This is a genomic window from Cohnella abietis, from assembly GCF_004295585.1.
Taxonomy (GTDB): Bacteria; Bacillota; Bacilli; order Paenibacillales; family Paenibacillaceae; genus Cohnella; species Cohnella abietis.
This window is the reverse complement of record NZ_AP019400.1, coordinates 4,965,304-4,976,840: the sequence shown is the minus strand read 5'-3', so window position 1 is coordinate 4,976,840 and position 11,537 is coordinate 4,965,304. Positions and strand designations below refer to the sequence as shown.

11 protein-coding genes are annotated in these 11,537 nt (G+C 43.9%); 9 read left to right on the top strand and 2 right to left on the bottom strand.

What is annotated here, in order from left to right:
* Window positions 1-4: 4 nt before the first annotated feature.
* Complete coding sequence (locus tag KCTCHS21_RS21885; RefSeq protein WP_130613402.1) at window positions 5-589, top strand: PadR family transcriptional regulator; 585 nt, start codon at window positions 5-7, stop codon at window positions 587-589.
* Between the two features lie 112 nt (window positions 590-701).
* A complete protein-coding gene (locus tag KCTCHS21_RS21880) occupies window positions 702-1,949 on the top strand; it encodes an MFS transporter (RefSeq protein ID WP_130613400.1) in 1,248 nt (415 codons plus the stop codon).
* 26 nt (window positions 1,950-1,975) lie between these two features.
* Here the strand turns inward: KCTCHS21_RS21880 and KCTCHS21_RS21875 are convergent, their stop codons facing one another.
* Window positions 1,976-2,923 (bottom strand): zinc dependent phospholipase C family protein, encoded by a 948-nt coding sequence (locus tag KCTCHS21_RS21875; RefSeq protein WP_130613398.1) that lies wholly within the window; start codon window positions 2,921-2,923, stop codon window positions 1,976-1,978.
* A 116-nt stretch (window positions 2,924-3,039) separates the two neighbouring features.
* Here KCTCHS21_RS21875 and KCTCHS21_RS21870 point away from each other — a divergent pair, with 116 nt between their 5' ends.
* The 4 genes from KCTCHS21_RS21870 (at window position 3,040) to KCTCHS21_RS21855 (ending at window position 7,401) form a co-directional block, all read left to right on the top strand.
* Window positions 3,040-3,498, top strand: a complete 459-nt coding sequence (locus tag KCTCHS21_RS21870) for a chemotaxis protein CheX (protein WP_130613396.1) — start codon at window positions 3,040-3,042, stop codon at window positions 3,496-3,498.
* A 97-nt stretch (window positions 3,499-3,595) separates the two neighbouring features.
* The gene (locus KCTCHS21_RS21865) at window positions 3,596-4,378 is read left to right on the top strand and encodes an SDR family NAD(P)-dependent oxidoreductase (RefSeq protein WP_130613394.1); all 783 of its coding nucleotides are present in this window, start codon (window positions 3,596-3,598) and stop codon (window positions 4,376-4,378) included.
* Between the two features lie 12 nt (window positions 4,379-4,390).
* Complete coding sequence (locus tag KCTCHS21_RS21860; protein ID WP_130613392.1) at window positions 4,391-5,953, top strand: DEAD/DEAH box helicase; 1,563 nt, start codon at window positions 4,391-4,393, stop codon at window positions 5,951-5,953.
* Between the two features lie 164 nt (window positions 5,954-6,117).
* Window positions 6,118-7,401 carry an S-layer homology domain-containing protein gene (locus KCTCHS21_RS21855; RefSeq protein ID WP_130613390.1) on the top strand — a complete coding sequence of 428 codons (1,284 nt, stop codon included), beginning with the start codon at window positions 6,118-6,120 and terminating at the stop codon, window positions 7,399-7,401.
* Window positions 7,402-7,443: 42 nt separating this feature from the next.
* Here KCTCHS21_RS21855 and KCTCHS21_RS31235 read toward each other — a convergent pair whose 3' ends face one another.
* Window positions 7,444-7,647 carry a hypothetical protein gene (locus tag KCTCHS21_RS31235; protein WP_130613388.1) on the bottom strand — a complete coding sequence of 68 codons (204 nt, stop codon included), beginning with the start codon at window positions 7,645-7,647 and terminating at the stop codon, window positions 7,444-7,446.
* A 125-nt stretch (window positions 7,648-7,772) separates the two neighbouring features.
* Here KCTCHS21_RS31235 and KCTCHS21_RS21845 point away from each other — a divergent pair, with 125 nt between their 5' ends.
* Genes KCTCHS21_RS21845 through KCTCHS21_RS21835 form a run of 3 tightly spaced genes read left to right on the top strand, consistent with a single transcriptional unit; the run spans window position 7,773 to window position 11,445 of the window.
* Window positions 7,773-8,873, top strand: coding sequence for a GerAB/ArcD/ProY family transporter (locus KCTCHS21_RS21845; RefSeq protein WP_157994099.1), 1,101 nt, complete (start codon window positions 7,773-7,775; stop codon window positions 8,871-8,873).
* On the top strand, window positions 8,873-10,312 hold the full coding sequence (locus KCTCHS21_RS21840) for a spore germination protein (RefSeq protein ID WP_130613384.1): 1,440 nt from the start codon (window positions 8,873-8,875) through the stop codon (window positions 10,310-10,312). Before KCTCHS21_RS21845 ends, KCTCHS21_RS21840 begins: the two co-directional genes overlap by 1 nt.
* Window positions 10,309-11,445, top strand: coding sequence for a Ger(x)C family spore germination protein (locus KCTCHS21_RS21835; RefSeq protein ID WP_130613382.1), 1,137 nt, complete (start codon window positions 10,309-10,311; stop codon window positions 11,443-11,445). The genes KCTCHS21_RS21840 and KCTCHS21_RS21835 overlap by 4 nt, the downstream gene beginning before the upstream one ends.
* The last annotated feature ends 92 nt before the right edge of the window (window positions 11,446-11,537 follow it).

Sequence of the window (11,537 nt, the reverse complement as noted above, 5' to 3'; positions counted from 1 at the left end):
CTGGATGTCCATGAAGCTATTGATTCTTGGATTACTAATGGAGTGCAATCGCCATCCCTACGAAATTAGGCAAACCATTAAAGCGCGTAATTGGCACCATACGTTCAAGGTGCAGGATGGCTCCCTATATTATGCAGTTGATCAATTGCGAGTGGACGGTCTCATTGAAGTGGCCGAGATCATTTCGGTATCCGGTGATAATCGACCAGACAAAACAATCTACCGTATAACAGATACAGGGAAGGTCGAGCTGCAAGAGCTGATGTATCAGCAGATGGGAAATGGTTTCCATCCTCATCATCCTCTCTTCTTGGCTTTGCCATTCGCAAGGCATGGGGAAAATGAGTTGATGGAGCCGATTATTGAAAAGCAGCTGGAAGCGTGTGAGGAAAGAATCAAGCACCTCCAATTCGTACTAGAGCTTAAGGGTGATTGGTTACCGCGTGGTTCAACCCACATGATTCAGGGAATATTGCGTTTTAGCGAGACAGAACGGTTATGGCTGCAGGATTTGCTGAAGGATGTTAAGTCGGGTGAGCTTACTTTACCTGGTACAATGCCTGATCAGTCAAGTCATGATAAAAGTTAACTAAATGTTAAATCACTATTAAATCTCGTTATCCAGACAGGAATGGCTCGTCATTCGTCGAATGTTTTCGTCAAACAGCTCTATAGCATGAGAGAGGCGAGGCGAGCCCGTAATGGATGATAAGAAAATAGTCAGAGCATGGATAGCCTATGATTGGGCAAATTCAGCATTTGCAACGACGATTATGGCTGCTGTTATGCCGATCTATTTTATCAGTGTAGCTGGTGGTACCGATGGAAGCTGGAGCTTCACGCAGACTGCAGCCGCTATTGTTGTGGCATTGCTGTCACCCTTACTCGGAGCGATAGCGGATCACTCGGGTAAGAAGGTGTTATTCTTAAGAGTTTTTACTGTAATAGGAGCAGCTGCAAGCGTAGGTCTGGCATTCGTCGGACCCGGTGATATGTGGCTTGCTTCTATTATTGTTGTTATTGGGATGGTTGGTTTTGGAGCAGGAAATACGTTCTATGATGCTCTTCTAAACGATATTACCTCTCCCGAGCAGCGGGAAAAAGTAAGCTCACTCGGTTACGCAATGGGATATTTGGGTGGCGGCTTACTGCTTGCGGTTAATTTAGGAATGATCTTGGGCTGGGAGAGCTTAGGGCTTCCAGATAAGACAGCAGCTTCACAAATTTCATTCGTTTCGGTCGGCATATGGTGGTTTGTATTTTCTCTTCCGCTGTTTAAGAAAATAAAAGATCCCCAATCCACGAATAAGAGTAGGATCGGGGAGCATTTGAAAATAGGTGTTCAGCGCCTAGGTGAAACATTCTCACGACTGAAGAAATATCCAGAGCTATTGAAATTTATGGTTGCCTACTGGTTTTTCTTCGATGGAATCAACACGATTATCGTGATGGCAGCCAGCTACGGTACAACAATAGGAATTGAAGAAACGGATCTCATAACGGCGCTTTTGATTACTCAATTTATAGGATTTCCTGCAACGATGCTGTTCGGCAAATTGGCTGATAGATTAGGCAGCAAAAAGATGCTTTACAGCTCGCTTGTTACTTATTTGATCATTGTTTTATTAGGTTATTTCATGACTAGCTCTTTGCATTTCTATCTGCTTGCCTGTTTAGTTGGACTGGTGCAGGGGGGCTCTCAGGCTACTTCGAGAGCTATATTTAGCAAATTGATTCCTCCGGGAAAAACAGCAGAGTTTAATGGCTTCCTTAGCTTTACGAGCCGCTTTTTTTCTTTTGGAGGTCCGCTCGTATTTGGGCTCGTTAAGCTAATAAGCGATTCAAGCCGCATAGCCTTGCTCGCAGTCGCTTTCTTTTTCTTAATGGGAATCTTATTGCTCACTTTCGTTAACTTAGCCAAAGGAGAAAAGGAAGCGGTACAGCCTTAAGGCTACGAGAAGCCTATTTATTCAGATCAGTCGGGAACGATAGATTCTGCGTAGGTAATGGTGCCAATGCCACAAGGAAGGCCAGTTTCATAGGATATTTCCTGAAGCAGTTCTTTGAAAAGCTCCATTCGTTGGAGGGTCTCTTCCTTACTATTTGCTTGCAACAAGGCGATTGCTGCTAAGGTTGTAGCTCGCGCATCCTCTAAAGCCTGCTCCCATAAGTCCCATGCGCTACTCGTATGGCTTATCGTGCGGTCAGTGGGATCAACCCATTGCTGTCGGGACTCGTTTAGAACATCCCACTCGGGCACATGGCGAGGCGGGGAAAACGGGCTTAGCTGCCGAAATGCCAAGCGGCCCTTCCAGCCAGTCGGATCAAAGAACAGTCGTTGCGCTTGAAGAAATTGGGCGACAGCTTGATCAAGTCGTTCCTCTGTAATCTGACTAGCGAGTATCGGGTAGTGAACGGATACGACTCGAAGGAAATCGGTAGAGAATCCGCCAGGCATTTTACCTTTCGTATCGATTTCGGGAAGAACGGGAGTTGACCCCGTATGTATGCCTGCACGCTGCATGAGAATAGTCGAGTCCATGGCAGTCTCGTAGCGCTGGTGATGCCACCGCTTGAAGCCCGAGCGACTGAACACAAAGGGATGGAGATGCCGATCTAGTATATGATGCAGCAGAAAGCCAATCGTATAGGCAACTGCCGGATCAGAAAGCGGACGCTCACGTACTTCGTTGAACAAGGAAAGTAGGAAAGAGCCGCATTTAACATTATGCATGAGCGAGCCTAGCTTATTAAGTGAAGTTTCAGACTGCCAGGGGAAGAAGTTGTCGTAGAAAAGAAAGTCGGGACCCTGACAGCCCAGCTGAAATGAGACCTTCCAATCGGAATAGTCCAGAAGTCCCTCCGATTGAATAGCTGTTAATACCTCTTTACCGAATTGAATATGGGCCCACAGATTGGGCATCGTTCATACCTCCCTGACAAAAATCAGTATACTTGTACCTATGATTTCAGTATAATAAGGGAAAGTGATTACGGCTAGCGGTTTCAATCCAAGTAGGTAAAGGGGCGCGTTCAGGCATGAAGGCTGAGTACATCAACCCGTTTTTGGAATCCGCGCGCATGGTTATCGAACAGATGGTACAAATACGTCCCAGCACCGGGCAACTCTCGATTCGGGACATTAAATTTGCTGAAAACCATGTGTGGATTCAAATTGGACTGACAGGACATATGACGGGCGATATTGTATTTGGATTAAGCGAATCGGTTGCTTTGCGTATCATATCTGCGATGATGGGTGGATATGACATAACCGAAATCGACGATATGGGCAAAAGCGCGATTTCCGAATTAGGCAATATGATTAGCGGTAATGCTAGCACCATGTTGTATAATCAGGGAGTCCATGTCGATATTACGCCTCCTAAGATTATGAGCACTCATTTTGCATCAGCTACTGGCGCAAAGCGTGCACTTGCAGTTCCATTGATTATGGATGGCATCGGTGAGATGGAAATTCAAGTGTTGATGGCATAAGACTAAATTATATAAGCTGCTAGTCCGCCCCGGCAGGGGCTTTTTTAATGGCAACGTGCATTTGTCGGCAGGCTTAATACCTCTGAGGAGGGCAATTATGAAAGATAAGCTTCATAACAAGGTTGTGCTCATTACCGGTGCGTCAAGCGGAATCGGTGCTTTGGTTGCAAAGCTGCTTGCAGAGCGAGGAGCCATTCCGATATTAACGGCACGATCAATTGATAAACTGCGGGAGCTTTCGGAGGCTATCCAAGGCGAGCACGCGATATTCGAGATGGATGTAACGTCGCAGGAGCAGGTTAGCCAGGTCATTTCCCAAGTGTATAGTAGATACGGTAGAATTGATGTGCTACTGAATAATGCGGGCTACGGCGAGTTTCTTCCGTTTACCGACACATCACTGGAACATTTTCAAGAGATAATGGATGTAAACTACATGGGAACGGTACGCTGTACGCATGCGGTTGTTCCTCATATGCTTCAAGCTGGTCAAGGGCACATTGTTAATGTAGCTTCCATAGCAGGCAAGCTGGCAACCGCGAAATCTACGGGCTACTCGGCAACTAAGCATGCTGTGCTTGGTTTTACGAATGCCTTAAGGCAAGAAATGCAGGGGAAAGGGATAAGAGTATCGGCTGTTAACCCAGGACCTATAGATACTCCTTTCTTCGATCGCGCAGATCCAAATGGAACCTATGTGAGCAATGTACGTTGGTTCATGATGTCTGCAGATAAAGTCGCACGGGCTATTGTAATGGTTATTGAGAAGGGCAAAGCTGAGCTAGATTTGCCATGGACGGCTTCTATAGGCGTTAAATTCATGCAGGTGTTTCCAAGAGTAAGTGATACCCTCTTCGGAAGGTTTATGAATAAGAAATGAGGAGTTGAAGTAATGGGTTTTATCGAATTGGGTTTAAATGAATTACTTGTGGACAAGCTGGCGGCATCTGGTATTAAGGAGCCTTCTGACGTACAGAGTCAGGCTTTACCGCCATTGCTGGCTGGAAAAGATGGAGTATTGGTATCCCCTACAGGAACAGGAAAGACGCTTGCTTATTTGTTACCCGTTCTTCAGAAAATTGATGGCTCGCGTAAGGATGTACAAGCTATTATTCTAGCACCGACCCAGGAGCTCGCGATGCAAATCATGCGGGAGGCTGAAGCCTACGGACAGCCGCTTGGTATTAAGGCTACAGCGCTCATTGGTGGCGCGGCCTTGTCACGTCAATTGGAGCGGATGAAGAGCAAGCCAGCGCTTATCGTTGGGACACCGGGAAGGGTGCGTGAGGTAGCTAATACTCGCAAGCTCTCTCTTCATGCGGTAACTTTCGTAGTAGTGGATGAGACGGATAGAATTTTCTCGCTTGGCGGTAAGAGCGACGTAGAAAATTTGATTCGACAATGCTCTCGTGAGCGTCAAACCGTATTCGTATCAGCGACCCGTTCGGAAGCGATGAGAGATGCGGAGAAGAGATGGCAGAAGGATCCTTGGGTATCCGACGTGACGGCAAATGAAAACGAAAATGGATTATCCTCGACATTACAGCATTGGTATTTCTTAAGTGACCGTCGTGAGAAAATCGATATGATTCGTAAGCTAGTGAGACATATGAAGCCTTCCTCAGCGCTCTTGTTCGTCAATGATACGGAGAAAATTGGTGAGCTGATTGCCAAGCTTCGTTACGAAGGTGTTTCCGTTGATGCCCTATACGGGGATACTCGCGGACAGGAACGTGGAGAAGTCATGCAACGCTTCCGCAACGGAAGAACGAAGCTGCTAATTGCGACCGATGTTGCTGCCAGAGGGCTTGATCTTCCTGGTCTTCCGCTCGTTATTCAATTCGAGCCAGCGCTTGATGCTGACCATTATGTTCACCGTTCGGGTAGGACGGCCAGAATGGGTAAAGATGGTACATCGATTACTTTAATTTCCCATGAGGAAAGATTCATTATCGATAAGCTGGAGAAGCAGCTTAAAATTCAAATACAACCTAAGATGCTATACGAAGGGAAAGTTGTATCCTTGGAAGAGGGGATATTACAGAAAAATCCTACTTCGGACCATAAGCAGCAACCATCTAGTGGAGCTGCGAAGGATCAAAAATTCGTATGGAAATCTAAAGCTGAATTTTTGGCAAATCAAAAATCGCAGCAAGAGAAGAAATCGGTTGCTACGACAAGTGCTTCTCAGTCCAATAAATCACCTGCTGGTGATCGCGGTACAGATCAACGTAAGACATTCCCGGGTAACAAGCCGCCCCGTGATGGGAAGACAGCTGATAAAGCAGCCCCAAGTCCAGCAGCTTCAGCTTCGGATATTCCGGCAAAGTCACCAGCCAAGCCTCCGGTCAAGCCGACAAAGGCGAAAACGGACAGATCCCGAGATCTTAAAAATAAGGGTGCTCCGAAATGGCTCAAAGCTAAACGGGAGACGCAGTCGAACGACACTAAATAGAACAATTAAGGACTCTTTTCCTAGTTTTCTCGGAAAGGGGTCCTTTCTCGTTCATTAGACTCATTTATCCTCTAGGACCGTCTCATAATCGTCGTCTCTTTCGAATGGTATATACATGCGGTTTTGGGCCGTGATTACTTCAAATCGAAGGAGAGTTATTACAGATGAATAATAAGCAACCGATCTTGAGGAAAACTGCAGCGGCAGCATTGGCGCTAACAATGCTCGTTGGAGGGGCAACAGGGGCAATGGCTTCTGACAAATCATCGAAAAATGGTGCAAACAGCTGGAAGCATAGTTCCTCGCATGGTCAAAAGGATAAAAACAAAAAAGTGGATAAGCACAAAAATGAAAACAAAAAGAAGGATGACAAAAAGAAAAATGAAATTAAAGGGATCTACCTGAATTTCGGAGACTTGAACGAGCAACAGTGGAAATGGGCTTACGATCACATTATTAGGCTTGCAGCCCAAGGTGTATTTAACGGATATGAGGATGGTAATTTCAAGCCACAAAATAACATTTCAAGAATTGAAGCTTTAGTTGCAGCGGTTCGATTGCTTGGGCTAAAGGAAGAGGCCGAAAAGCCTGAGAACATGAACGCTACCTTAAACTTCAAGGATTTCGATCAATTGAAGAAAAAATATGGCTGGGCTGTTGGTTATGTAACCGTAGCGCTAGAAAATGATTTATTTTCCGAAAATGATTCGCTTATTCAAGCAGATAAGCCTGCTAACCGCTTGTGGGCATCCGTGCTCCTTGTTAAGGCGCTAAAACTGGAATCCGAAGCAAAGAAAAAAATGGATACAGTGTTGCCGTTCCGTGACACTAAGGATATTCCCGCAGGCTCCGTTGGTTATATCGCAGTTGCATTGGAGAAAAAACTAATTACAGGCTATAACGATAATACGTTCCAGCCAAATAGACCTGTCAGTCGTGCTGAATTGGCAGCTTTGCTTGATCGTGTTGACCAGCAGCTACCAGGGGATCAAGGTGCGCAAGCAATCACGGGAACGATTCAGGCAATTGCAAACGGCAGTATGATCATGAAAAGAGCAGATAATACGACGGTGTCGGTTCCTGTAGACGCTAATGTGTTTATTTTCCGCAAGGATGTAAAGGCTCCTCTGTCTGCTCTTCAAGTGGGAGACGAAGCGCTAGTCCGGACTTTCCAAGGTAAAGCTGTATTCATTGAAGTCACAAAGGTTGCTTCAGCGAGCTATCAGATCATGGATGCGGGAATAGTGAGCTCATTTAGCTTAAATGCCCAGGGGAAAATCGCAACGATCTCAATTGCCAAAGATAACAATGGCACGCTGCAAAGAATTATCTACAATGTAGATGCTAATGCTACGATATCCGGGAACTCTGGTGTGCTTGCCCCTAATTTGAATGTTGTAGTCAGAGGGTCTAATTATGTCGTTCAAGCTATCGAAATTATATCCTAATGTGTTAGATGTTTTGTTTAATAGCTATAGATTGGAGAACCGCTATTCTGCGGTTCTTTTTTTGTGCTTTTCAATGGGCTGAAGCCGATCTGCAATGAACAAAAAAAGTAGAACTGGAAATAGCGTAACAGCATTAACAAAAATAAACCCCCAAGTTCCGGTGGCAATTAATCTGTACCATGTGTAATCGGATAGATAGGAAAATACGCCAATTAGCCAAACAATTGAACATAAATACGCGTACATATAGGGTTTAATATAAAAAACCTCCTTTTCTTTGTTTGCTTCGCATGTAGAAGTATGTAGATGCCATCAGAGCATATTTTACCCAGTGCTGAGCATACTTAATGCATTGGAAAGGAAGGTTACATATGGAAGGCAGCATTAGAATCAGCAACTTTCAATTGCTATCATTAGTTGTTATTGCCTCGATTGGCACATCAAGCTTATACGCCCCGGCAGTAATTTCTCAGTATGCTGGCCGTAATTGCTGGTATTTGGTAGTGGTAGGTGGATTTGTTGCGTTGTTTAATATGGCAGTCTTCTTGTGGTTAAACCGAATCTATCCTGATAAAAACATCATTAAAATTTGTATTCATGTATTGGGACCTTGGTTAGGTAGTGGGGTGGCTGCTCTATTCATTTTTTTCTTTATGGATGTATCATCATGGGTTTTGCGTGAATTTTCTCAATTTTTTATTATTGCTTTGAATCCGATTATTCCGCAATTGTGGTATTTGTTCGCTGGAGTTATTATGTGCGCCTACGCCGTCTTTCATGGACTAGAAGCGTTCGCTCGAGTATCAGAAATCATTATTTTTATTATGCTAGCTACATTTGTTGTTATCTATTTGCTATTAATTAATCAGTATCATCCTGAATACCTGCTTCCTGTAATGGAAGAAGGGCTGCTAAAGCCATTAAAGGGATTAATGCTGACAACGTCATGGTTTGGAGATTTAATGTTTGTCTCCATGATCATCCAGCATGTACGAAAAACGAAGCACACTGTTTTCTATGCTTTTGGTGCGGTCGGAATAACCGTAATCTTGCTATTGATGTCTGTTCTTTCCTGTACACTGCTATTCGGTGCGGAAACGACTGCTACCTTTACCTATCCTAGCGTCAGCTTGATTCAAAATATTAAGCTGTTCAGCAACATTGAACGATTTGATGCCGCTCTTGTGATCGTCTGGGTCATGTGTTCATTTATTAAAATAAGCGTTTATTTCTGGTCCGCTATTCAAGGGCTTTCGGATTTATTAAGATTGCGAAAGCCGCGCATGCTAATATTTCCGTTAGCTATCGGATTTGTGATTTGTTCTAAGTTTAAGGTATGGGGATTGATTGAATTAGCTACCTTTTACGATAAACAGGCTTGGTATTTTGTCATTTTTCAACTTTTTATCCCGGTACTTCTGTTGCTTTTTGCGCTCATTAAAGAGAAGTTTACGAAAAAAGAGGTGAAATAATGAACGAGAGTAAAGCGGTATTATCAAAAAGCGAATCTGAGAATAAGCGGATGTTATCGGAGAGGATGCAGGCAACCGAAGATTTGGTTATGGTAGACTCTGATCTAGACTTAGATCAAACCATCACGATTTGTTATATTCAAGGGCTAATCGATTTAACAAAGCTTGAGCAAATCTTAATTATGTATAAGGAAAATAAAGCAATATTACCTGCATTTCAAATGGAATCTAGAATATTAACGATTGAGGATGCAGCCTATAGTCTTGCCTCAGGAATGTCAGTTCTGCTCTTTAATGCCTCTGGTTACGGAGTTGCTGTTGATACGCTAGGTGTTCAACTGCGCAGTGTGGAAGAACCCGTTAGCGAATCAACGGTGAAGGGACCGCGTAGCGGTTTCACTGAGTCATTACAAAACAATATTGCGTTAGTTCGATTTTATTTTGCTTCACCTAACCTAAAGGTAGAAACCCGAAAGATAGGCTCTCTAAGCAAAACAAGCATTGCAGTGCTATCCATCGGAGGAATTACGAATCCGGATATTCTTGCTGAATTGCATCGCAGAATTGGAGAAATACCTTCAGATGCCATAATAGGAAGTAATGCATTAGAAGAATGGATTATCGATAATCGAGGAACCTTGTTTCCGTTAGTTGAAACGACAGAAAGACCTGATCGAGTGATGGGTGCGCTTCTTGAAGGGAGGGTAGCAGTGGTCGTTCAAGGAACTCCATTCGTGATCCTGTTACCCTTCTTATTCTTACAGGCATTTCAAGTCGGTGAAGATTACACATGGAACTACTATATAGGGACTTCAATGCGGTTAATACGTTTGCTTAGCGGATTAGTGGGTATGCTGCTGCCTGCATTTTATGTAGCCACGATTACCTTCCATCATGAGCTTGTTCCGACCCCCCTATTACAAAGCATAGCAGCGGCCAAAGAGCCAGTTCCTTTCCCCGCAGTAGTGGAAAGCTTTGCGATGATGCTAGCTTTTGAAGTTATGCGTGAAGCGGGAGTACGTATGCCTAAGCAGGTAGGTCAAGCTGTTAGTATTGTTGGTGCCCTTATATTGGGACAGGCCGCTGTGCAGGCCGGAATCGTCTCACCTATTATGGTTATCGTGGCCGCACTAACAGGTATATGCACCTTTACACTCCCACCTACTGCGATTAATTATGTTATAAGGTTCCTTCAATTTGGAATGACCTTGCTTGCAGCATTATTAGGATATGTCGGAATCATGGTGGGACTTCTCATGTTATTGACATACCTAGCGTCTCTTCGTTCATTCGGAATTCCCTATTTAGCCCCCGCTGCTCCCTTTAATTTTGACCAACTCTCAGATGTGCTCGTTCGCCGCCCGCTTGTTCTCAATAAAAAACGCCCTAAATTGTTTAGCCCTTTGAGTAAAATTCGTTTTCGAGGAAAATCAAGATGATCCTGAAATTAAAGTTAACTATAGTTGTAATTGTTGTTTGTAGCATTCTTTCTAGTTGCAAAGGCAGTGAGGAATTAAATGAATTACATATTGTTCATTCTATTGCGGTTGATTCAGGGCAGAACGGCGGTGTCAAGCTGACGGCTGAAATAGCCAAGCTATCAACTGGCGGAAACCAGCCTAAAGGGATGCAGAATAGAACCTTCTATTTGACCGGTGAAGGTAAAAGCTTGTTCGAGGCTGCTCGATTAATGAGAGTTAAATCAGATCGAACGTTGCTTTGGGGTCATACGACAAGTATTTTATTCAGTGAAGATGTCGCAAAGCTGGGGATTGGCAAGCATATCAGAGCTATTAGGCAATTAAGGCAGTTTAGAAATTCAGCATTAGTATATGTGATGAAAGGTAATGCGTATGAAGCATTGCAGGTTACGATGCCGAATGTAGCTATTACCTCGTTAGCTCTAAGGGGATTAACGGAGGGGGCTAGCATTACTGCGCTGACAGAAAAGATGAGCTTAATTGATATTTATAAGGAGTTAGTTAACCACTATGAAGATCTTAGTATACCAGCGGCTCAAATTGTAACGGATTCTTCTGAGAAAGAAAGGCGTCTGTTGCAGACTGTTGGTATTTATTCTTTTCAAGGTGATCGTCTTATTGGGCTGATGAAGGAAAGGGAAACGAAAGGATATCTTCGTGCAGGTAATAAGTTGAGCGGTGCTGTTGAGACCCTTAAATGTGATGATGGTCAAACGATTTCATTCGAGAACACCAGCAATAAGAGTCGGTTGAAGGTATCAGTAGATTCTAATATGAGGCCAGTTATTCGGATTGAAATCTACGCAGATCTGAATTTGACAAGCTTACAATGTAAAGATAGCGAGGTCACGCCTGGGAAAATCTCTGATTGGGAAAATAGTCTGAATGAGAGGATTTCAGAGGACATTAATCAATATATCGATTTCTCGCAGCGGAACAAGGTGGATTTACTGGGGGTGGGGGAAATCATCCATCGCAGGCACCCTAAGCAGTGGAAAAAGATGAAAGAGGACTGGGATACCATTTATGCTAGCTCACGGTTTAACGTGGAGGTTCATTCTAGAATTGATCATACTAACTTTATTTATTAGTTGTTCAGAGTTTATAGATAACGTTCAACATAAACATTCTTTCGTTTGCTTCATTTTTTGTGTAGAGCACTTTCCCCCGGTATAATAGAAGG